Annotated in this window: 18 protein-coding genes; 11 read left to right on the top strand and 7 right to left on the bottom strand. The window is 70.8% G+C overall.

Annotation, left to right across the window (positions count from 1 at the left end):
* Positions 1 to 91: 91 nt before the first annotated feature.
* The 3 genes from AB4Z09_RS19045 to AB4Z09_RS19035 all read right to left on the bottom strand — a co-directional run bounded on the left by AB4Z09_RS19045 (position 92) and on the right by AB4Z09_RS19035 (position 5,835).
* On the bottom strand, positions 92 to 1,474 hold the full coding sequence (locus AB4Z09_RS19045) for a S1 family peptidase (RefSeq protein WP_442240458.1): 1,383 nt from the start codon (positions 1,472 to 1,474) through the stop codon (positions 92 to 94).
* 83 nt (positions 1,475 to 1,557) lie between these two features.
* Complete coding sequence (locus tag AB4Z09_RS19040) at positions 1,558 to 4,071, bottom strand: LuxR C-terminal-related transcriptional regulator (RefSeq protein ID WP_442240457.1); 2,514 nt, start codon at positions 4,069 to 4,071, stop codon at positions 1,558 to 1,560.
* A gap of 3 nt (positions 4,072 to 4,074) precedes the next feature.
* A complete protein-coding gene (locus AB4Z09_RS19035) occupies positions 4,075 to 5,835 on the bottom strand; it encodes an Hsp70 family protein (protein WP_442240456.1) in 1,761 nt (586 codons plus the stop codon).
* Between the two features lie 292 nt (positions 5,836 to 6,127).
* Here AB4Z09_RS19035 and AB4Z09_RS19030 point away from each other — a divergent pair, with 292 nt between their 5' ends.
* The 3 genes from AB4Z09_RS19030 (at position 6,128) to AB4Z09_RS19020 (ending at position 11,806) form a co-directional block, all read left to right on the top strand.
* Positions 6,128 to 8,206 (top strand): IniB N-terminal domain-containing protein, encoded by a 2,079-nt coding sequence (locus AB4Z09_RS19030; RefSeq protein WP_442240455.1) that lies wholly within the window; start codon positions 6,128 to 6,130, stop codon positions 8,204 to 8,206.
* Between the two features lie 148 nt (positions 8,207 to 8,354).
* Positions 8,355 to 10,244 carry a dynamin family protein gene (locus AB4Z09_RS19025; RefSeq protein WP_442240454.1) on the top strand — a complete coding sequence of 630 codons (1,890 nt, stop codon included), beginning with the start codon at positions 8,355 to 8,357 and terminating at the stop codon, positions 10,242 to 10,244.
* Positions 10,245 to 10,252: 8 nt separating this feature from the next.
* Positions 10,253 to 11,806, top strand: coding sequence for a dynamin family protein (locus AB4Z09_RS19020; RefSeq protein WP_174914974.1), 1,554 nt, complete (start codon positions 10,253 to 10,255; stop codon positions 11,804 to 11,806).
* On the opposite strand, the gene AB4Z09_RS19015 is transcribed toward AB4Z09_RS19020, so the two are convergent.
* Positions 11,790 to 13,598: a penicillin-binding transpeptidase domain-containing protein gene (locus tag AB4Z09_RS19015; RefSeq protein WP_442240453.1), complete on the bottom strand. Its 1,809-nt coding sequence runs from the start codon at positions 13,596 to 13,598 to the stop codon at positions 11,790 to 11,792. The genes AB4Z09_RS19020 and AB4Z09_RS19015 overlap by 17 nt on opposite strands.
* A 119-nt stretch (positions 13,599 to 13,717) precedes the next feature.
* On the opposite strand from AB4Z09_RS19015, the gene AB4Z09_RS19010 reads away from it, so the two are divergent.
* The 7 genes from AB4Z09_RS19010 to AB4Z09_RS18980 all read left to right on the top strand — a co-directional run bounded on the left by AB4Z09_RS19010 (position 13,718) and on the right by AB4Z09_RS18980 (position 18,246).
* The gene (locus tag AB4Z09_RS19010; RefSeq protein ID WP_442240452.1) at positions 13,718 to 14,614 is read left to right on the top strand and encodes a LysR family transcriptional regulator; all 897 of its coding nucleotides are present in this window, start codon (positions 13,718 to 13,720) and stop codon (positions 14,612 to 14,614) included.
* Positions 14,611 to 15,504, top strand: coding sequence for a serine hydrolase (locus tag AB4Z09_RS19005; protein WP_442240451.1), 894 nt, complete (start codon positions 14,611 to 14,613; stop codon positions 15,502 to 15,504). The genes AB4Z09_RS19010 and AB4Z09_RS19005 overlap by 4 nt, the downstream gene beginning before the upstream one ends.
* A gap of 99 nt (positions 15,505 to 15,603) precedes the next feature.
* Positions 15,604 to 16,272, top strand: a complete 669-nt coding sequence (locus AB4Z09_RS19000) for a HemK2/MTQ2 family protein methyltransferase (RefSeq protein WP_442240450.1) — start codon at positions 15,604 to 15,606, stop codon at positions 16,270 to 16,272.
* Positions 16,265 to 16,471: a CDGSH iron-sulfur domain-containing protein gene (locus AB4Z09_RS18995; RefSeq protein ID WP_309473096.1), complete on the top strand. Its 207-nt coding sequence runs from the start codon at positions 16,265 to 16,267 to the stop codon at positions 16,469 to 16,471. The genes AB4Z09_RS19000 and AB4Z09_RS18995 overlap by 8 nt, the downstream gene beginning before the upstream one ends.
* Positions 16,472 to 16,697: 226 nt before the next feature.
* Positions 16,698 to 16,937 (top strand): hypothetical protein, encoded by a 240-nt coding sequence (locus AB4Z09_RS18990; RefSeq protein ID WP_174913090.1) that lies wholly within the window; start codon positions 16,698 to 16,700, stop codon positions 16,935 to 16,937.
* A gap of 79 nt (positions 16,938 to 17,016) precedes the next feature.
* Complete coding sequence (locus AB4Z09_RS18985) at positions 17,017 to 18,027, top strand: iron-containing redox enzyme family protein (protein ID WP_174913087.1); 1,011 nt, start codon at positions 17,017 to 17,019, stop codon at positions 18,025 to 18,027.
* A gap of 42 nt (positions 18,028 to 18,069) precedes the next feature.
* On the top strand, positions 18,070 to 18,246 hold the full coding sequence (locus AB4Z09_RS18980; RefSeq protein ID WP_181818759.1) for a hypothetical protein: 177 nt from the start codon (positions 18,070 to 18,072) through the stop codon (positions 18,244 to 18,246).
* 37 nt (positions 18,247 to 18,283) lie between these two features.
* Here AB4Z09_RS18980 and AB4Z09_RS18975 read toward each other — a convergent pair whose 3' ends face one another.
* Positions 18,284 to 19,210, bottom strand: a complete 927-nt coding sequence (locus tag AB4Z09_RS18975) for a LysR family transcriptional regulator (RefSeq protein WP_442240449.1) — start codon at positions 19,208 to 19,210, stop codon at positions 18,284 to 18,286.
* A 70-nt stretch (positions 19,211 to 19,280) separates the two neighbouring features.
* Between AB4Z09_RS18975 and dapA the strand changes: the two genes are divergently transcribed.
* Positions 19,281 to 20,213, top strand: a complete 933-nt coding sequence (gene dapA / locus AB4Z09_RS18970; protein ID WP_174913078.1) for a 4-hydroxy-tetrahydrodipicolinate synthase — start codon at positions 19,281 to 19,283, stop codon at positions 20,211 to 20,213.
* Between the two features lie 40 nt (positions 20,214 to 20,253).
* On the opposite strand, the gene AB4Z09_RS18965 is transcribed toward dapA, so the two are convergent.
* A complete protein-coding gene (locus AB4Z09_RS18965; protein ID WP_174913075.1) occupies positions 20,254 to 21,669 on the bottom strand; it encodes a phytoene desaturase family protein in 1,416 nt (471 codons plus the stop codon).
* Positions 21,666 to 22,250, bottom strand: a complete 585-nt coding sequence (locus tag AB4Z09_RS18960; protein WP_442240448.1) for a hypothetical protein — start codon at positions 22,248 to 22,250, stop codon at positions 21,666 to 21,668. The genes AB4Z09_RS18965 and AB4Z09_RS18960 overlap by 4 nt, the downstream gene beginning before the upstream one ends.
* Positions 22,251 to 22,388: the final 138 nt, after the last annotated feature.

Here is a 22,388-nt window from a genome sequence, read left to right as displayed (position 1 = left end):
GTGTCAGTGGATGCCCCCGAGCCGCGTACGACTATATGGGTTCGGTACTGCCGTGCCCATACGATCTGCGTAATTCGTGGTGGGTCGTTCGTCAGTGGTCGGCGGCGCCGGTGCGCACGGACAGCCCCGCGCCGAGACCTCCGCCCGAGGACGCATTCGCCGAGTCGAGCACGTTCCGAATCGGAATCCCGAGGTTCGATGTGCCGCCGTCGAATGCGAGGACGAGGTTGGCCTCGGCGCAGTTCGGGGCGTCGGTGCTGTTGGATCCGCTCGTGATGCCCAGTGCGAGCGTGCCGGTGACGATTGCTCCGCCGCTGTCACCCGCGAGTGTGCAGGCGGTGCCGGCGAAGCCGCGCACGATCCGACTGTCGTTGGTATCTGTCACCAGCTCGGCCTGGACGTGGTCGGCCGAGACGACGCCGCACGTGAACGACGACGTCTGCCCGGACTTGCAGATCGGCGCGCCCACGACGGGGACGGCTGTGCCGGTCACGGTGAGGGTGCTGCCGCCGGCGCCGCGGACGACCGGGCGGTCCAGTCCGGCCTTGACGCCGGCGTCGTTGATGCGGATCAGGGAGTAGTCGAGTGCGTCCGCGTTCCCGACCTCGGAGCGCGCGAAGTCGCCTACCCGAAGGCTGTCCTTCATGTTCGCGCGGTTCGGCAGGTACACGCCCGCTCCGGCGCCCGGTGCCGGGTCGCAGTGGCCTGCGCTGATGTTGATCGCGTTGCCGTTCCGGTCGACACCGTTGAATCCGAAGGAGCAGACCCCGATTTCGCCCGGCCCCGCGTTCGCGAGCGGCCCGGAAGATGTCACGTAGGTGTCGCCACCCATCGGTGCGCGCTCGACCGGAACGGGTCCGAATGCCTTGAGTTGGACCTTGACGTTCGCGATGTGGGTCGGCAGGTCGAGGGCCCGCCCGGCGGGGCTGTTCGCGATGTCGACGACGATCTGGTTGTTCAGGACATCGATCGACGCGGCACCGATCTGCGACGCGATCTCGCGGGGCAGATCCGAGACCCACCGGTTGAAGTCGGCGAGGGAACTCTCGAGCCCCTCTGCGGAGACGGGTGCCAGGCGTGTGCGATAGCCGTCGCGCGCCGCGATCTGCGCCGCCTCGGTCGTGGTGACGGCGAGGATGGGGTGGCCGTCGAGTCCCATCCATGCGCCCGCGAAGTCGTGGGGACGCTCGGCGCGGAAGTCCTCGGCATACGAACCGAGTTCCTGCGCGCGGGCGGCGCGGTCCAGGTACTCCTGCGGGCTGATCTTCAGGTCTCGTGTGATCGCCTCGACCAGTTCGGCGGGCAGTTCGTCGGCCGACAACTGTGTCACCGAGGACGTGGGGGAGGCCGCCCCGGGGGCGGCCTGCGCGGCCGCGGTGAAGGGTCCGAGAAGCAGTAGCGCAGACGATCCTGCGACGGCGACGCGGCGGGCCAACGAATGGACTGCGGCGCGCGGCGCCAGCGAGGTACGCATTGAATTCCTTCGGGGTCTTCGGGATCAGCCACCAACAATAGGGCAAGTTGCGGTGGGAGCGCCCGGGAACAAAGTCCCGAAGTTCACGATCCCGACGACTCGGAGACTCCGTGGCCGAGTGCACGCAACATCGACAGCAGCTCCGAGCGGGAGTGGGCCCCGAGCCGCCGCCGGATCCGCGCCACGTGGTGTTCCACAGTCTTGGGGGCGATGTAGAGGCGCGCCCCGATCTCGCGGTGGGTCAGCCCCAGCAGCAGCAGTTCGGCCACGTCGGCCTCGCGATCGGTGAGGGCACCGGTGGCGGGCTCGGGGGTGCTCGGCTCGGCGCCGACGGGTGGCGCCGCCGACGCGTCCCGGAGCGACCGGGCCACCTGCAGCAGCGTCGTCGCCCCCCGGGTGTCCGAGACCCGCAGCGCGGCTTCGCCCGCCAGCCGTGCGCCGTCCCACGGCAGCCCGATCCGCTCGAGCGCCCGCGCCGCGGATTCGACCTCCGCCGCCTCTGCCTCTTCGCGGAGCACGCGGAGCCAGACGCGCCCTGCCGCCGCGAGTCCCGCGGCGTACGAACTCACCTCGGCCGACGCGGCGAGGGCCCGCGCGTGCGGCAGCAGCTTCGCCGGGTTCTCGCCGAGAATCGCGGCCTGCACGCCGTACCAGTGCAGCGCCGCTCCCCACAGTGCGGGCTCTCCGAGGCGGGCCAGTAGTTCCTGTGCTTGTTCGACGAGGTGCGTGATGCGCGGCTCGTCGCCGAGTCGTACTGCCGCGAGCCAGAGTTCACCGAGCGGCAGAAGGCTCAACAGGTCCACCGAGTATCCCGCCACGACCGGCTGGGCGTCCGCCCACTGACGTTGCAGCGCACCGAGATCGCCGTGTCGCCGGGCGAGTCCCACTCGGAGTCCGTGGACGAACAGGGCCTCCCGATGGTGCAGGGGCCGGTCGGTCGGCAGCGTGTCGACGAGCGCGGCGGCACCGGCGAGATCGCCTCCGACCATCGCCGTCCACGCGGCCAGCACACGATGCCGGAGTTGGGTGACACTGCCCGGCGGATCGGACTCCAGGGCCCGACCGAGTACGGACTCCGCGTGTGCGAGTTCGCCGGAGTGCAGGCACAGCAGGGCGGTGACCGCGGTCGCGCTGTCGGGCAGCAGTCGGGTGTGCGCGCTGGTGGACAGCAGCGACATCGCGCGGGTCAACGAGTTCATCGCGACCGCACCGGAACCCGCGATCGACTGCGCGAGCCCCTCCGCGACAAGGGCGATGCCCGCGGCTCCCGACGTGGGCGGACCCTGCGACCCGACGGCGAGGGCGGCGGCGGCCGCGTCGGGTCGCCCGGCCGCGAGGAGCACCGCCGCGGAGACCGCGGTGTCGGCGCCGACCCGCGTCGGCCCCAACCATTCGTAGAGGTCGGCGCTGCGGCCGATCGCACCACGGTAGGCGGCGACGCTGGCGGAGATGCGAACGGCAGCAGTCAGTTCCGGAGGATCGAGGGAATCGGCGCGGGTCAGCAGCGAGTCCGCGATCCGTTCCGCGGTGTCGAGGTCTCCGCTCAGGGCACTGACCTCGCAGTGGCGCACCGCGAGGCGGCCGGCGTCGGCGCCGGCTCTGACGGCGGCGGTGTACAGGTCGGCCGCCGCGGTCGGCTCCGCGGCATCGGCACAGGTGCACACGAACTCGGCCAGTCGTAGATCCTCGAGCCCGGCCTCGACGAGGGCCACGGCGGTCTCCGCGTCCAGCGTCCCGGCGTCCAGTCGGGTGGCGAGCAGACGCAGCTGCAGATCGCGCACCCGGGTGACCCCGGTCGCGATGGCGATGTGTGGGCGCACGAAGGGCAGTACGGAGCCGGCCCGGGTGACGAAGGCGCTCGCTCGGATGCGGTCGGCAAGGTCCTGTCCCCGCCGCGGATCGACCTCGAGGGCGGTGCCGATGTCGCTCGCGTCGATCCCGGAACTGTACGAACACAGGGCAAGTGCGGCGAGCATTTCGGCATCGAGGTGGCGCAGTGTGGTCTGCAGGTGTGTGGCCGCTGCGGCGCGGACGACGTCGTCGTCGCCCGGGGCGGTTGCCGCGGCGGACAACCCGGCGTCGACGCCCGCGAGCACGCCGCCTGTCGAATCGTCCAGCGTTCGGGTGAGCGTCGGGGTGGGCGAGATGCCTCGCCGTCGGGCGCGTTCGGAGATCTCGAACGTGGTCAGTGCGCGCAGGTCGACCACCGCACCGAGGGACTGCACAGCCGTGACGAGCGAGCGCAGGATCGGGTCGTGGGGGCGCGGTTCGGTCGCGACGACGATGGTGCGGTCGCCGCGTCGCACGAGCTCGAGCAGGGCGGCGCGCTCGTCGTCGGGCAGCATGTGCGCACCGTCGAGCAGTAATGYGCCGCTGTGAAGTTCGGCTGCGGCCACGGTGGCATGCACGTCACCGCCGCGGGTGTCCAGCAGTGTTCGGGCTGCGGCGAGGAGGAGCGACTTTCCGCTGCCCGAGTTACCTCGGAGCAGGACGCAGCCGGGAGCCGCGACATCGACGGCGTCGAGGAATTCGCGGGCGCCGGGGACACCCGCGACGAGGTCGTCCGGCGCCGTGTCGACGGCCTGTACGGTCCGCATCGACTACTTTCCGATCAGTGTGCCGGTCAACGGATCGACGACCGCTCCGACGAGGCCGCCCACGCCGGTCCCGATGCCGGTCACGGCAGCGCCGAGTCCTTGTCCGATTCCATTGGCCGCCTTGGCGAATCCCTCGCCCACCTCGCCGGGGGTGGGGGCGTTGATTCCGGGATTCGGCGGGACGAATTCGGGAGCGGGGGGTGTGTAGGCGGGCGGAGCCGCGGTGTCTCCGGTGCCGGTGTTTTCCGGAGCAGGGGTTCCCGGTGCTGCCGCCGGTGAGTTAGGGGCCGAGGACCGGGCGGCGGGCTGCCCGTCGGTGGCGCCGCCGACGACGCCGGCTCGATTCGCACTGGCGGTTGCCGTTGTCGCACCGCCGTTCCCGCCGCCGATGGCGCTGACGGTCGACACCTCCGATGGGGTTCCGCCGTTCGCCACGCCGTCCGCTGTCAGGGCGCCACCGTTCGGCGTGGACGCCGGTGCGCCCGGGGTGGACGTCACCACTGGCGTCGGCGACGTGTTCGCCGCCGTGCCGATCGACAGGCCGCCGGCGGTGAGGATTCCCACCGCGGCTGCCGCCGATGCGATGATCGCGATGCGGCGTCGGGTGCTCGATCCGTTGGGGGCGGAGTGCATTCGCGACGGGAAGCTCGCCGTGACGGGTGCGCGGTAGACGCCGTCGGCGGCACGATTGTCCCGGTCCACGGGGGTCGGAACGGTTGCGGCACCCGACGACGCGGTGTCGCCTGCCAGATACGCGGCACCGATCGCCGCGGTGAGCGCGGGGACCGGGGCGGCGACCACGGTGAGCCCCAGCTCGGACGACACGAGTTCCGCCGCCAGCGGGATCGCGCCACCGCCACCCGCGAGCAGGACGTGGGTGACGTCGGAGACCTCGATCTCGGCCGAGCGGAGGGCCTCCCGGATCAGCTCGACCGAACTCGACAGGGGTCGGCGGATCAGATCCTCGAGCTCGGACCGGACGAGTCGTACGTCGGTCGTGACGCCGGGCAGGGCGACCGGGATGGCCGTCTCGGTGTCGGTGGACAGCTTTTCCTTGGCCGTGGCGCAGTCGGCCCGCAGCACCGACAGGGCGGCGATGGTCGCGGGGTCGAAGGGGTCGAGGTCGCCCGTCTTGTCCGCGATCGCGTCGAGCACGTAGCGGGTGATCAGCTGGTCGAAGTGGGCGCAGCTGAAGTCTTCCGAGCGGAGCGGCTTGCCGAGGATCGCCGACTCGGCGCCGGTGCGCACCACCGTGATGTCGAGCGCGGAGGCGCCCAGGTCGAAGACGACGATCACTCCGTCGTCCGGGCGCCCACGTGAGGCTTCGAGCCACCGCGCGCAGGCTGCGGCCTCCGAGACCAGTCCGGCCGTGGACAGCCCGGAACGGTCGAGCGCCGATTCGAGGGCCCGGACGGTGTACTTACTCCATGCCGTCGGATGGGTGACCACCACCGTCGCGGGGGATTCCGGTGCGGCCAGGCACGCCACGGCGGACGCGAAGAGATCCGCCCCGGCATGGATGCGGCCGGCATCGTCGAGCAGCCCGACCGGGTCGCCGACCCGCTCGACGAAACCCGACAGATGTGCTCGTCCGGCGTCGTCGCCCGGCTCCGGGAACACGGCCGTTCCGTCCGACAACAGGTGCAGGATCGTCGGTCGGGACGACGTGACGGCGTCCGCCTCATCGGTGAAGGTTCCGTCCGCTGTGATCGATGCAGTGCCCGAATTGGTCGTTCCGACAGCAATTCCGAGCACGGCGCCCATGCGCTTCTCCCATACGTTCGGGGCGGATTGCGGCACCGCCGGTGGTATGGCGATTGTCGGCGCGAGCACGACGATCGTTACGGGAACCCCGCGATCTCGCCCCAGGTCGAGGGCGATCCCCCTAATCGTCCACAATCCCCTAGGGTGGGCTGTTCGAATCCCCCTGTCCGCGTTCGGGGGGATGCGCCCCGTTCCCGTTCGTCTCCCGGATTCGTAGCGTGTTAACCAATCTCGCCGCAGTGTCCGTTCCGGAACCGCGGTGGCCGGCCTACCGACCGTCAGGAGTTACCTCATGGCCAGCAACGCAGTTCTCGACTTCATCCTCCGGCTTCTCCGCGACGAGGACGCCGCCGCCGCCTACTGCGCGAACCCCCAGGCCGCGCTCAGTGCGGCGGGACTCGGCGATGTGTGCCACGCCGACATCGTCGCCGTCGCCCCGATGGCGGCCGAGTCCGGTCTGTTCGGCAGTGCGGGCGCCGATCTGGGTGCGATCCTGGCGGCCGGAACGGGCGCGGCGGGCTCGCTCGGCGCGGCCGCCGGCGGCGGACTAGGCCCGGGAGGTGGTCTGGGTCTGGGTGGTGGCGCGGGCCTCGGTCTCGGCGCCGGTGCGGGACTGGGCCTCGGCGCGGCGGTGGGCGGCGGATTCGCCGGTGACCTCGACCTCGGCGGCGACCTGGTGGCGGCGCTGGGTGCCGCCCTTGCCGTCGGCGGATCGATCGGCGCGCAGCTCGGTGCGGCTCTCGGCGCCGCGTTGGAAGCCGCCGTCGGCCTCGGTGGCGGGCTGGGCGGCGGTCTGGACCTCGGCAGCCTGACGAATGTCGGCGGCTCGCTGGATCTGGGTGGTGCGCTGGCGGCCGCTCTGAATGGGGCGCTCGGTGGCGTCGTGGATGTGAACGGGTCGCTGGTGACCGACCTCGGTGCGGCCCTGGGTGCCGCGCTCGAGGGCGTGACCAGCTTCGACCTCGGTGGACTCCTGTCGGTGGACGGCGGGTTGAGCGCCGCGCTGGAGAGTGCTTTCGCGATCGGCGGCGAGCTCGGTGGGGAGCTGGGTGCCGCCCTCGGCGGACTCTTCGGTGCGGCAATCGAGGCCGGTGCCGAGCTCGGTGGGGGGCTCGGTGCCGGCTTCGAGAGCGCGCTCGAGGCGGCGCTGTCGCTCGGCGGCAGCCTGGGCGGCGCACTGGACGGTGACATCGCCGGCCAGTTGGGCGCGGCGCTGAGCGGACTGCTCGAGTCGGCCCTGTCGATCGGGGGATCCGTCGGCGGCGACCTGGGAGCGGCCCTGGGCGGTGCGCTGGAACTCGGCGGCGCGCTGGATATCGCGAGCGCCCTGAATCTCGACAGCTTCCTCGATCTCGGCGCGTCGCTCGGCAGCGTGATCGGTGGCTCGCTGGGCGTGGACGGTGCGCTGACCGCGGACCTCGGTGCCGCGCTGGGCGCCGCGCTGGCCGGTGCCGGCAGCGTGGACCTCGGTGGTCCGCTCGAGGTCGGCGGCCTGACGGCGGCGCTCGAGAGTGCCTTCGGGATCGGTGGAGCGATCGGTGCCGACCTGGGTGCCGCCCTCGGCGGGGCCCTCGACGGTGGACTCGGCGGCGGCATCGACCTCGGCAGCCTGATCGGGTCCGGTGGGGACCTGGGTGCCGCGATCAGCGGGGCCCTGGGCGGTGCGCTCGACGTCGACGGTGCCCTCACCGCGGCGCTCGGGACCGCGCTCAACAGTGCCCTGGCCCTCGGCGGCAGCCTGGAAATCGGCGCCGAGGCGGACCTCGGTGGGCTGCTCGAGGGCGCGTTCGGTGYCGGCGGCTCGGCGGGCGCCGATCTCGGTGCAGCGCTCGGTGGTCTGCTCGGCGGTGGGCTCGAGTCGGGCGGCTCGCTCGAGGGTTTGCTAGGTGCCGGAAGCTCGGCCGGTGGCGATCTGGGTGCGGACCTCGGAGCTGGGCTCGGTGCCGGCCTCGGGGGTGACCTGGGGGCGAGCCTGTCGGGCGCGCTCGGATCGGTTTCGGATCTGGGTGAGCAGGTCGGTTCCGGTCTCGGCGCCACGGGACAGATCGACGGCGGCTTCGGCTCGACCGGTAACGCCGACGGTGGACTCGGTGCCGGTCTTGCCGGCGCCTCCGACATCGCGGGCAATCTCACGACGGACCTCGACTCGGCACTGCAGGGCGCGCTCGACGCGGCCGGCAGCCTCACCGGTGGTCTGTCCGAAGCGGTGACGGGCAATGCGTGGTCGTCGATCGACACCGACGCGTTCGGCTCGGCCCACTCGGATGCCGGACTGTTCGCGAACGGTGTCGGTGAGGTGGAGGGCCAGGCGGGCTCCGTCGCCGATCCGACACCCGCGCACGTCGATCTCGGAGACCATCTGCTGCCGTGACGCCCGGACACGACCTGTAACGAACGGGGCCCCGTACGCGCTAATGCGAACGGGGCCCCGGTTCGTATCCAGCGGAGCGGCGGATCAGTCAGCGCGTGCACAGCGGTGCGGGCGTAGGTCGGAACACAGAAGCGGGGCAGCGAAACCCATGGACAACGCGACCTCGGACACGGCGGAATCGGCGAAGTCGCCGACGCGGAACCGCGCGGTGCCGGCGCACGAGGCCGCGCTGACGGCACTGCTGGACCGCACCACCGGGATCGCGGCGGCCGCGGGCCGGACGGATCTGGTGGATCGTCTGGACCTGGTACGCACGCGGGTGGTCGACCCCCGGTTCCGCGTCGTGGTGGTGGGACAGCTCAAACAGGGCAAGAGCCAGTTCGTCAACTCGCTGCTCAACCTCGCGGTGTGCTCGGTGGGGGACGACGAGACCACCGCGGTACCGACGGTCGTGCAGAACTCCGAGCGGGCCTTCGCCGAGCTTGTCGTGGCCGAGCCCGGTGGCGAGCCGCGGCGGGTCGAGGTTCCACTCGCGGAACTGGATTCGGTCGGTCCGTCGACTCCGCGCGCGGAGGGACGTGAGGTGCTGCGTCTCGAGGTCAACGTGCCGAGCCCGCTGCTGGCGGACGGTCTGGTGTTCGTCGACACCCCCGGCGTCGGTGGGCACGGAAATCCGCACGCGGCAGCCACTCTGGGACTGTTGCCGGCCGCCGACGCGGTTCTCGTACTCTCCGACGCGAGCCAGGAGTTCACCGAGCCGGAGCTCGCGTTCCTGCGCCAGGTGACCGGGCTGTGTCCCGCGGTCGCGTGCCTGATCACCAAGACTGATCTGTATCCGCACTGGCGGCGGATCGTCGACGCCGACCGAGCGCACCTGCAGCGCGCGGGCATCGACGTCCCGCTGGTGCCGATCTCGTCGGTGCTGCGTTCGCACGCCCTGCGCCTCGACGACCGATCCCTGCACGACGAGTCCGGCTTCGACGCCCTGTACGCGTTCCTGCGGGGGCGGGTGATCGAGCACGCCGAGGGCGGGTTGCGTCGCGCGGTGTCTCACGACGTCCACTCCGTGGTCGAGCACCTCATGCTCGCACTCGGCAGCGAGCTTGCCGCGCTGCGTGATCCGGCGAAGGGCGCGGCCGCGGTGGCCGAACTGCAGCGAGCCAAGACGGCCACCGAGGAGCTGCACAAGAAGACGTCGCGATGGCAGCAGACCCTCGCCGACGGGATCGCGGATCTGGCGTCGGATATCGACCACGACCTGCGGGACCGGCTGCGGCAGGTGACCCGTGAGGCCGAACGTGCGGTCGACGAGGGCGATCCCGGCAAGGAGTGGGGCGAGCTGGGCGAGTGGCTCGAGGAGCAGATCGCGCAGTCGGTGGGCGACAACTTCGTGTGGGCGCACGACCGTGCCCTGTGGCTCGCGGAGGTGGTGGCCGAGCACTTCGCGGACGCGGGTGCGGTGGAGATGCCGCAGCTCGACGTCGCCGATCTCGACGGTGTGCTCGAACCGGTGGTCGCGCTGTCGGACCTCGAGTCGGGCCGGAKCGGCATCACCCAGAAGGTGCTGGTCGGAATGCGCGGATCGTACGGTGGCGTACTGATGTTCGGCCTCATCACGACGCTGATGGGGATGACGCTGCTCAACCCCATCTCGGTGGGTGCCGGAGTTCTGCTCGGCACCAAGGCATATCGCGACGACCGTGACGCCCGGGTCGTCAAGCGCCGCGCCGACGCGAAGGTGGCGATCCGACGGTTCACCGACGACGTCAGCTTCCAGGTGGGTAAGGAGTCGAAGGATCGGCTCCGGCTGATCCAGCGGTTGCTGCGTGACCACTTCACGGCGATCGCGGAGCAGACGCTGCGGTCGCTCGGTGATTCGTTGCGCGCGGCACAGGACGCGGACACCGTCGAGTCGACCGAGCGGGCCGGCCGCGCCGCCGAGGTGGAGCGGCAGATGCAGGTGCTCGCCGAGCTGAAGGATCGTGCGGCACAGTTGCTTCCCGTCGAGGCCGGGGTGGACGAGGAGGTGCCGGCGTGACGGCGTCGATGTCGTTCGAGCGGGCGCGCGCCCTCATCGTGTCGGCACGCGAGATCTACGCAGACAACCCCGTCGCGCGGGCGCAACTGAACGAGTGCGCGTCCCGGCTCGAGCAGCCGTTGCGCGTCGCGCTCGCCGGTTCCGTCAAGGCGGGCAAGTCCACGCTGCTCAATGCGTTTGTCGGACAGGACATCGCCCCGACCGACGCGACGGAGTGCACCCGCGTCGTCACCTGGTATCGCGGCGGCACGACGCCGACGGTCACCGCCCGCTACGACGGCGCCGAATCCGCCAATGTGGCCGTGCAGCGGCACGCGGGACGCCTGACGTTCGACCTCGGCGACCTCACGGCGGACCGTGTCGACCGCCTCGACGTGGAATGGCCGGCCAGCGCGCTCGCCCAGACGACGATCATCGACACCCCAGGTACGTCGTCGCTGTCGAAGGACGTCTCAGCCCGCACCCTCGAGATGCTGACCCCCGAGAACGCGGTGTCCGGCGCCGACGCGGTGGTGTACCTGCTGCGCAGCCTCAGTGCGTCGGATGTCCAGTTCCTGGGCCGGATCGGTGCCCACGTGGGCGGCGAGTCCGGGCCGCTCGGCGTCGTCGGGGTGGTCTCGCGCGCCGACGAGGTGGGGGCGGGCCGGGCCGACGCGATGCTGTCCGCGAAGGAGATGGCGGCCCGGTTCACGGCGGAACTCGAGCTCACCGGACTGTGTCAGGCGGTCGTTCCGGTGGCGGGCCTCTTGGCGCTGGGCGCGCGGACGTTGCGGCAGAGCGAGTTCGCGGCATTCGAGGCGCTCGCGCGGGTGCCGGGGGAGGATCTGCAGCTGGCGATGCTGTCCGCCGACCGGTTCGTCCGCGACGACGCCCCGCTGCCCGTGGACGCGGCGATGCGCCGTCAGCTCGCGGACCGGTTCGGCCTGTTCGGGATTCGGCTCGCGGTGATGCTGATCCGGCTCGGGGTGCAGGATTCGCCCAGCCTCGCCGCCGAGTTGGTGGCCCGCAGCGGGCTCGACGAACTGCGACAGGTGATCGACGTGCAGTTCGGCCAGCGAGCCGATCAACTCAAGACGCACTCCGCGCTCGTCGCGCTCGAACGGGTCCTCGAAGCGCACCCCACCCCGCAGACCCCGCGCATGATCGACGAGGCCGGACGGCTGCTCGCGGACGTCCACGGCTTCCAGGAGTTGCGCATGCTCGGCCGGCTCCGCAGCGCCGAAACCGGCCTGTCGGGCGACGATCTGACCGAACTGCAGCGGCTCATCGGTGGTTTCGGCATCGATCCCGCAACGCGGCTCGGGCTGGCGGCCGACGCCTCGATCGAGGAGGCGCGGGTCGTGGCGCTCGCAGCGGTGCACAAGTGGCGTGAGCGGGCGGCGCATCCCCTGGTCGACCAGTTCACCGCCCGGGCCTGTCGCGTCGCCGCCCGCAGTGCGGAGGGAGTGCTGACCGAACTGGGCGGGACCGGCGGGGTCGGTGGATTCGCCGGGGCGATGCGGCTCGACATCGACGCGGGGGCGGTGCGCGTGGCGCCTGTTGCGTCTACTCCTCGTCGCTGATCGGTCGCAGGAAGCTGCCGGCGATGTCGAGCGCGGGGCCGGAACTCTCGCCCGAGACCACCAGCACCGCGAACGCGACGTTGCCGCGGATCCCGACGAACCATCCGTGGGCGTGCGTGCCGTCGCCGAATTCGGCGGTCCCGGTCTTGCCCATGAGCCCGGAGATGTCGGAGAGGCTCGTGGCGGTGCCGCTGCGCACCGTCTCGGTCATCATTGATTTCAGGTCCCGCACATGGTCGGGGTCGAGCGGCCCCGGTGTGTGGTCGGCGGTCGCGGGCTCCCCGCCGATCAACTGGGGTAGAGGGGCCCGGCCCCCGGCGATCGCCGCCGCGACCATCGCCATCCCGAAGGGACTCGCCAGGTCCTCGCCCTGGCCGATCGCGGCCTCGACGCGCTGCGCGGGCGTCTGCGCCGACGGCACCGAACCGGTGACGGTCGTCAGTCCCGGTGTCAGGTAGTCGACGCCCAGCCCGAACTCGCGTGCCTGCACCTGAAGCGCGTCGGCGGGCAGTCCGACGGCCAGTCTGCCCATCGTCGTGTTGCACGAGTGGGCGAACGCCGAGTGCAGCGGGACGCGGCCCAGGTCGAACTCGTTCTCGTTGGGGATGACGCGGCCCTCGATATTCGCGGTGCCCGGGCAGTCGACGGTGCTGTCGGCGTTGACCGCGCCGCTCTGCAACGCAGCCATCGTCGTGACGGTCTTGAATGTCGAGCCCGGCGGATACAGGCCGGTCAGGGCGATGGGGCCGGACTTGTCGGCGGCCCCGTTCTGCGCGACCGCCAGCACCTGGCCGTTCGTGGCATCGAGCGCGACCAGCGCGGCCGCGCGGGGTTCGGTGTTCACGGCCTGCTGGGCGAGATGCTGGATGCGGGGATCCAGCGTCGTGCGCAGCGCCGTGCCGTCCGGCGGGTCGCCGCCGGTGAGGGTGCCGGCGACGTCGCCGTCGCGCTCGACGGCCTGCACCCGCCAGCCCGCCGAATCCTGTTGTCGCGATTCCCAGGTCGCCCGCAGCTCGGCGACCACCGGTGACGTCAGCGCCCGGTCGACGGTGAGTAGCCGCATCTGATCGGAGAGATGGATGCCGGGGATCTTCCCGAGTTCGGCGCGGATCGGCGCGGCGTCCTGCTGCCGCAGGCTCACCAGGTTCACCCGCTCGCCCGGCTTCGCCGCCGCGCCGGGATTCGGTGGGGCGACTTCGAACCCCGGTACCGCGCGCGACAGCAGACGCGACAGTTGCGCCCGCACCGCAGAATCGGTTGCCAGCGTGTTCGATTCGATGTCGACGACCGTGACCGTCTGCGGCTCCAGCAGTGCCATCCCGTTGGCGTCGAGGACGGCCCGTGTGTCGGCGACCGGTGTGTACTGCAGGGCCTGGCCGGGCTGGAGTCGTTCGTTGACCACCGCGGAGGACCACGACACCCGGCGGGTGCCGTCGGTGTACGTCAACGGCACCGCCGTGGTGTAACTCCAGGACCGTCCGCCGCCGAAATCCCAGTCCGACCGGTAGGTGAACCTTGAGTCGTCGGCGCGTTCGACGGTGAACTCGGCCTCGGCGCCGTCGCCCACACCGTCGAAGGTGCGGCGCAGCACGTCGCTCGCGCCGTCGGGGTCGTCGGTGAGCGATGCGGCGGTCGCCACGTCCCCGCTGCCGAGGGCGTCGACGAACTTGCGCGCCACCTTCTCGCCGGAGTCGGGACCACCCAGCACGCCGCACGACGTCAGCGCCACCGCCGCCGCGAGTGTCAGTGCGCCGCGCTTCCACAACTCCCGCTTGGTCCCGTCGGCCATCATCACTCCGCTCGTTCGATTGGATGTCGATTGGCAGCGAAGCATCGAGGACTCAGGCGAGTCCAATATGCTATTGACGTGAGACCGATACTCGATACGAATAAGGCCAGTTCAAGGCCGTCGTGAACCTTCTGCTGCACCTCGAATTCTTCATCGCCGTGGCCGAGGAACAGCACTTCGGCCGCGCTGCCGCCCGCCTCGGGATGACCCAGCCGCCGCTGAGTCAGGGCGTGAAGAAGCTCGAGCGTGAACTCGGCGTCACGCTGTTCCACCGCGGATCGAAGGGCGTCGTGCTCACCGCGAGCGGGCAGGCGCTGCTGCCGGACGCGATCGACCTGATCGGACAGGCCCAGCGCTTCACCGACACCGCGCGCCGGCGGCAGGCGCACGAGCGCACCCTCCGCGTCGGCGTCATGCCGAAGGTGCCGACCGCGCTGGTCGCGGACCTCGCGGCGACGGTCCGGTCGTTCGCCGGGTCGGGCCGCGTCGAGGTGAGCATCGCCCCGAGTGCCGATCTCGTCGACCAATTGGGTTCCGGCGCACTCGATCTCGGTGTCATCGAGCATCCCGCGCTGGTGGACCCGCTCACCGGCACCGACGTGGTGCCACTGCCGCTGACCCTGCTGGTGCCGGCCTCGCACCCGGCGGCGGCGCAGGACCCGTGCGGGCTGTCCCGCCTGACCGGTCTGCGGTTCGCGTCGCCGCCACGCTCCGACGGCCCGGCGGCGTACGACCTGCTGGGCGACGCATTTGCCCGGGTCGGGACCGACCTGGACGTCATCAACGCACCTGACGACCGGTGGGCCCTCGCGCTCGTGGCGGCCGGCCAGGCCTTCGCCCTCACCGCGGACCACACGCTGTCGGCTCCCGGGGTGGGCCGGGTCCGGCCGGGCGACGAGTCGATCCGCCTGCGCCTGCGGTGCCTGCGGTCGGCGTCGGCCGACGTGCCGGACCGGGTACTCGACGCGATGGCCGCGCGGATCGCCGGCTACGCGGCGGCCGGGCAGGTGACGTCGTGACGGGTACGACTGGACTGTCGGACGTGTTCGTCGACGCCGCCGTGCGCGGATGTCTGCACGCGATCCCGGTGTCGGACCGACGCGCGGGTATCGAGGTCGGGGCATCGCCGGACCAGCCGGTGGTCATGGCCTCGGTGTACAAACTGCCGCTGCTCGTCACGTTCTGCCGCCTCGTCGACGCCGGTGATCTGGACCCGCGCCGGCAGGTGACCCTCGACCCGTCCACCCGCACCACCGGGCCGACCGGTGTCTCGCAGATGTCGGATCCGGTACGAATGTCGCTGCGCGACATGGCGCGCTCGATGATGGCGGTGTCCGACAACGCCGCCGCCGACGAACTGCTCCGGCGCGTGGGTGTGGACCGGGTGAACGAGACGATGGGCGGCCTGGGGCTCTCGTCGACGCGGATCGTCGGTGGCACCGCGGACAGCCTGGAATCGCTGGTGGCGGACACGGGCACGCGCTCGCCCGCCGAGGCGTTCGCCCGGATCGGCGACAACGACACCGTCGTGTTCCCGAGCGGCTACGACCCGGTGCTGTCGAGCGCGACCACCCCGCGGGACATGACGACGCTGCTGTCGGCGGTGTGGACCGGGGCCGTCCTGTCCGCGGATCAGACGGCATTCGTCCGCGCCCTGATGTCGAGCCAGGTCTTCACCGCGCGCTTGCGCTCGGGATTCCCGTTCGCAGACGTCGTCGTCGCCGGGAAGACCGGAACGCTCGGTGCGGTACGCAACGAGGTGGGAGTGATCGAGTTTCCCGACGGTGACGCGTTCGCGGTCGCGGTCTTCACCCGGGCGGCGCGCGCGGATGCGCTGTTGCCCAGGGCGGATGCGGCGATCGGTCTCGCCGCGCGTGCGGCGATCGCGGACTTGCGCCGGCTGGGCTGATCCGGCCGTTCCGTCGGTTCCGTGCACCGCCCGCGGGTGTCGGCGATACTCGAAGGAGGTGTCGGTGCTCCGACGCCACGAGGACCGAGGGGGCCCTTCGTGCTTCTCCGATTACCCGGTGTTTATCGTCCGCAAACCGACAGTTTCCTTCTGGCGCAGGCCCTGAGCTCCGAGCCCGTGGGTGCCCGCACTCGGATCCTGGACCTGTGCGCGGGCACCGGGATGCTCAGCGCGCGTGCCGCGGCGGCGGGCTCGGAGGACATCACGGCAGTCGACATCGGCCGTAGAGCGGTGGTGAACACGCGAATCAACGCGTGGCTCAACCGCGCTCACGTACGGGTGGTGCGGGGTGATCTCACGGTGCCGGTGGACGGCGAGCGGTTCGACCTCGTGCTGTCCAATCCGCCCTACGTGCCTTCGGCGACCGACCGGTTGCCGGCACGCGGCGCGGCCCGCGCGTGGGATGCGGGATCGAACGGTCGATCGCTGCTCGATCGCATCTGCACCGAGGTGCCCGACGTCCTGACCGACGGGGGAGTGATGTTGCTGCTGCAATCCGCACTGAGCGGTCTCGAGAAGACGCAGGTGATGCTCGAGGAGCGGGGGTTGGAAGTCGACATCGTTCGCAGCGTGGACATACCGTTCGGTCCGATAACCGCTGCGCGCGAGGGCATGCTTCGGCGTCGCGGGTTGGTCGAGGCGGGGCAGGACCGCGAAAGGCTGGTCGTGTTCCGTGCCGGGTGGAGGGAGGCGGTCCGTCGTGGCTGACGGCGCGGGAGCCGAGGTGGTCGTCACGGTGTGCCCCGACGGGCCGCTGCTGATCCGCGGCCCGGTGAGTCTCGTCGACGGCGCCGGTGTCCCGATCGTCAACGAACGCGCGACGATTGCGTTGTGCCGCTGCGGGAGGACGGGCCGGTCGCCCTTCTGTGACAGCTCGCACAAACGGAAGAAACAGCAGAATCCGTGAAATCTTCTCTGCGTCAACTCGAGTGACCTAGCGGTTCTCGAGTCATCGTCGAGTCCGCCCCTGGCGGTGAATCATTCACAGGGCTGTCCACAGGTGTGAGTTCTTTCCTCCACAGGTGGCGTGGCCGAAATCCTGTCCAGCAGAACGATCCGGACACGGGCAGTATGAGAGTCAGTGCCCGGAAACCTTGCGAACGACGACAAGACGGAAACGGGGTTGAGAACGGATGACAACTGGAGGAACAGCCGGTCGAACCGATGCGGACCGACAGAAGCTGAACGAGATCGCCGCCAATCTGGACGCGATGATCGGAAGCGGTGTGAGCCCGAAGACGTCGGGTCCCTCGCGCGCCGAGTTGGGGCGCGACTTCGGTCTGGTGCACAAGTTCCTGACCGCACTGGACATCGGACAGCCCGGCCTGGTCGACAGCGAGGAGTTCGACCGGCTCGTGGCGCAGTACACCTAGGCGCTGCACGGAGCGGAACGGAGGAACGAGACGAATGACCACCGCAGGTGACCGCTACTGATCGGGGAAGCCGATGCCGATGCCGATTCCCGAACCACGCGGTCCCGTGAGCGCCGCAGTCGTCGCGGTGCTGTCCGGCGCGGACGACCCGGCGACCGTGAACACCGCGGCCCGTGGATACAGGTCGGAGTCGTCGAACGGCATGATCGACGACGACGACGCGCAGCTGGCCTTGGCGCTGTTGTACGAGCTGCATCTACACGGCGTCGACGGAGCGGACGACCGGCTCGAGTGGGCCCCGGAGCTGATCGCCGCGCGTGCCGAGCTGGAGGCACCGTTCGAGGCGGCGGTCCGCGAGCTCGCGCGCCCGCGGGTGGAGGACGTCGACCCGTCCGATGTCGTGGCAGCGCTCTGGGAGATGACCGCGCCCACGGTGGGTCCCGGGTTGGCGGGCTTCATGGCCACGGACGCGACCGCGGACCAGTTCCGGGAGCTGCTGATCCACCGATCGCTCAACCAGCTGCGCGAGGCCGACGTCCACACGATCGGCATCCCGAGACTCGTCGGGCGGCCGAAGGCGGCGCTCGTCGAGGTGCAGGCCGACGAGTACGGCGGCGGGCGTCTCGAGCGGATGCACTCGCAGCTGTTCGCGACGACGATGCGCGAGCTGGGGCTGTCCGACGGGTACGCCCACTATCTCGACGACGTCCCGGCGGTCACGCTCGCATCGCTCAACGCGCTGTCCCTCTTCGGGCTGCACCGCCGTCTGCGGGCCGCGCTCGCCGGACACCTGTGCGCGGTGGAGACCACCTCCGCGCTGCCGAGCAAGAAGTACGCCGCCGGGCTGCGTCGGCTCGGCTTCGGCGCCGCGGCCACCCTGTTCTTCGACGAACACGTCGAGGCCGACTCCGTGCACGAGCAGATCGTCGTCCGCGACCTCGCGGGCGGTCTGGTCGCGCAGCGCCCGGACTGTGCCGGCGACGTCCTGTTCGGCGCGGCCGCGTGCCTCGCGTTCGACGACCTGGTGGGCGAGCACATGGCGAACTCGTGGGCCCGCGGCGCGAGTTCGCTGCGATCCCGCGCGGGCTGAGATCTGGACAGGCGGGCGCGACACCGACCGACACTGACGCGTATGGGTCTGCTGTGGGCGATGACGCTTCCCGGCCTGGCGTGCTTGCTGATACTGCTGGCATTCGTCGAGGTGGTGTTCAGCCGGATCACCGGTCGAGGCCTGCTGCCGTTGATCCGGGTGGATCTGGCGTCCGGGTCCATCCGTGTCGATCGACCGGAATCCGGATCCGACGCCTGACCTTTGCGGGCAATGACCCGGCCGGCGGCCCGGGAGATCACCCGATGTGCGATCGATCGGTTGTCGAGGGGCGCTGTGGAAGCGATCGTGCCGCACGGTGCAATTCGTCGCTCACGGCGGCGAATGGCGGCCGGAACCGACTTCCGAGCCGGTAGGCGATCCGGGTCCGCCTGTGGATCGGGAGAGTCGTGAGCACTACCCCCTCCGGGACGTCGGTCGCTCCGAGTTGGGGAACCAACGCCACGCCGTCTCCCGCGGCGACGAGTCGCAGGACCGTCGCGAAGTCATCGACCCGATGGGCTATGTGCGGTTCGAAGCCCTGGGACTGACAGGTACGTACGGCCATCGTGTGGCAGAGGGTGCCGGTGTTGCCGACTATCCAGCGGCTTCCGGCGTGCCGGCGGACCACCGTCATGTCGACCCCCTCCGCCGGTTCCGTTGACGCGAGGTACACGACCTCGTCGAGGATCGGTTCGGTCTCGATGCCTGGCCCCATGGTGGAGGGCACGTTGTCGTATTCATGAACCAACGCGATGTCCAGTCGACCGCCGCGAAGAAGATCCGGCACGGCGGCGGGATCCACCTCGGTCACCGTCAGTTCCAAACCCTTCTCGGCGCGGCCGATCTCCAGCATTGCGGGCAGCACGATCGTCCGTAGGGCAGTCGGAAACGCCCCCAGGCGAACCGAACCCGACAGGCCCTTCTCGCTCGCGGCGAGCGCGGCCTCGGCTCGTTCCAGGTCGGCGAGCACGACCTCCGTGTGCTCGACCAGCATCGTCCCGGCCGGCGTGAGACTCACCCGACGGCCCGTGCGTGTCAACAGCGGGCGACCGGCCTCGCGCTCGAGGGCCGCAAGCTGCTGTGACACCGCCGAGGGCGTGTACGACAGTGCCTCTGCGACCGACGCGATGGTGCCTCGGTGGGCGAGTTCGCGCAGAAGTCTGAGCTTGCGGATGTCGAGCATCAGTTCAGCTTACGGATAGCGCCATGAACAGTAACTGGATCTTGATTATGTGCGCGGTGAGACTGGGTGCATGACCTTCCACCCGTCAGGAATTCTCGTCCCGCTCGTCACTCCGTTCGCGGACGACGGTGAGCTCGCCGCTGCCGAGCTGGAACTCCTCGCGCACGCCGTGATCGACGAGGGAGCGGCCGGGATCGTCGCGTTGGGGACCACCGCGGAGCCGGCGACGCTGAGCCCACCGGAACGCCGCGATGTCGTGCGGATCTGCGGCAGGGTGTGCCGCGAGCGCGGGGTTCCTCTGCTCGTCGGGGCCGGCTCCAACGACACGGTCGGCACCGTGCGGGCGATCGAGGCGCTGAATGCGGAAGCCGATGTCACGGGCGTATTGGTAGTGGTCCCGTACTACACGCGACCGTCCGAGGCGGGGGTCGTGGCGCACTTCGAGTACGTCGCCGATCGGAGTCCGCTTCCGCTCGTTCTGTACAACGTTCCGTACCGCACCGGCCAGTATCTGGGTTGGGAGTCCGTTGTGCGCCTGGCGAAGCATCCGCGGATCGTCGGCATCAAGCAGGCAGTCGGCTCGGTGGATACCGACACCGCGCGGCTTCTCGCGGAGTCTGCGTCGTCGGGTCGCGCCGCGGGGTCTGCTCCTGTGGACGCGTTCTCGGTTCTTGCGGGGGAGGACACGCTCGTCTCGCCGCTGCTCGCGATGGGCGCGGCGGGCGCGATCGCGGCGACCGCGAATGTGTGTGCGAGGGAATTCGTCGAACTGTACGACCTCTGGCGCAGCGGACGACCCGTGCCCGCACGGGCGCTGGCGCACCAATTGGTGGGGCCCACATCCGCACTGATATCCGAGCCCAATCCCACCGTCATCAAGGCCGTTCTCCATGCCCAGGGTCGGATATCCACCCCGAACGTCCGGCTTCCGTTGCTGCCGGCCGGTGAGCCCGGGGCGATCGTCGACGCGCTCCGACACCTTCGCCTTGCGCTCTCGCGATGATCGATCCCAACGTGCCGTGGTCCGGTGCGGCGTCCGAAACCTAACGCTCGATTCGCCGCAGTGCCGACCTGGCTGCGTTGTATCCGCCCATCCCGTGCGCGCCGCCGCCGGGCGGGGTCGCGGCGGAGCAGATGTAGACGCCCGGGATGCCTGTCGAATAGGGGTCGATGGCCACCCGCGGGCGCGTCAACAACTGCACCGGATCGTTCGCGCCGGTCGCGATGTCGCCGCCCACGTAATTGGGGTTGTAGGCGGGCATCTCGACGGCGGACCGGGTGAAGCTGCCGACGATGCGGTCCCGGGTGTGGGGTGCGAAGCGCTCGATCTGGCGCAGGATCGCCTCCGTCGCGTCGCCGGTGTATCCGTGCGGCACATGGGCGTACGCCCACACCGGGTGCACGTCACCGGCCGATCGTGAGGGGTCCGCCAGGTACTGCTGTCCGATCAGGACGAACGGACGCTCGGGCATTCGGCCGCGGTGCAGGTCCCGCTCAGTCGCGACCACCTCCTCGAAGGTCCCGCCGAGGTGGACGGTGCCGGCGCGGCGGCATGCGTCGTCACGCCACGGAATGCCGCCCTCGACGGCCAGATCCAGCTTGAACGCCGCCGGACCGTACCGGTACCGGCGGTACGCGCGGGCCACCCGGGCCGGCAGCAGGTTGCCGGCCACCTCGGCGACGCCGGTGGGCGACAGGTCGAGCATCGTGATGTCGGCGCGCGGCAACTCGCCCAGCGAGCGGACACGTCGTCCGGTCTCGATCCGACCGCCGTGGGCGAGTAACAGTGAGGCCAGCGCATCGGTGATCGCGCGGGACCCGCCCTTCGCGACCGGCCAGCCGTAGCGGTGCCCGGCGGCGAGCATCATCAGGCCCGCCGCCGACGTCGTGGGCCGGGACAACGGGTAGTAGGCGTGCGCGGCCACACCGCCGAACAGCGCCCGCGCCTGCGCGGTGCGCCATCGCCTCGCCGTCAGCGTGGCGGGGGCGAGCGCATGGATCCCGAAGCGCACCATCGGGATCGGGTGCCTGGGCAGGTGTACGACGGGACGCAGCAGTTCGCCGGCTAGTTCGTCGAAGTGCTCGGACAGCGGCGCGAACAGCCGTCGCCACGCGGGTCCGTCGGGCCCCAGTCGGCTCGCGGTCTGCTCGATCGACCGTGTGAACACGCCCGACACGGCATCGTCGAGCGGATGCGCGAGATCGATCTCCGGATACCGCCATTCGAGTCCGTGCGCGGAGAGGTCGAGCGAGCGGAAGAACGGTGACGCCACGCCCATCGGGTGCACCGCCGAGCAGTCGTCGTGCAGCAGTCCGGGCACGAGGCGCTCGGAGGTGCGGGTGCCGCCGCCGATCGTGTCCGCGGCCTCGTACACGGTCACGGAGATGCCGCGCAGCGCGAGCGCCACACCCGCGGCCAGCCCGTTGGGGCCGGAGCCGACGACGACGGCGTCCGTCATGGCGTGCCGCCGGCCGGGCGGTCGAGCCACGCCGAGACGGCGGGTGCGAACAGCAACGCCGTGCCGACCACGACCAACCCGGCCTGCAGCAGCGGCGCCCACGTGAGGGCGCGGACGGAGGTGTCCCACGCGCCCGACAACAGATTCCAGGTGGCGACGGCCGCGACGATCGTCGGTAGTGCGGCGACGGCCAGCCCGGTTCGGCCGCCGCGACGACGCCTGCGGAGCCGAAGGATCGCGAACACCGCGGTGAGCATGACCAGCAGCCCGATGCCGACGACGGCCGGCACGGTGAGGCTGACGACCCCGGAGACGTCGCCCGCGGCGGCGGTCGGATTCCGATCGGCGAGGTCGGACTCGAGGGCGTCGCGCACCCTTCCGTCCAACGCGAGGGCTCCGAGGAGTCCGACGAAAACGACGAAGGAGGCCGTCCACGCGGCCAGTGCCGCGGCGAGCGCGTGCGGGGGAGTGACCGCGGTCGGGGTGTGCAGCGGAGCGACGACGACATCGGGCCGGGGCGGCCGGGGCCGGTGCGGCTGCGCCGGCACCGCCGTTGCCTCGTGTTCGTCGGTGGTGTCCACGTCCGAATCGTATCCGCGCCCGCGGTCCGGTCAGCCCGGTCGGGAAAATCCCGCAGTCGGGAACAAACCCGTGAGGCGGCCCGTTGACCATTTCGAGAACCTGAGCGTCGAGGACTCAAGTTTCGGATTGACTTCGAC

The organism is Rhodococcus sp. TAF43, assembly GCF_052113525.1.
Classification (GTDB): Bacteria; Actinomycetota; Actinomycetes; order Mycobacteriales; family Mycobacteriaceae; genus Prescottella.
The sequence above is the reverse complement of the archived record's forward strand: the minus strand, read 5'-3'. Positions and strand labels throughout refer to the sequence as shown.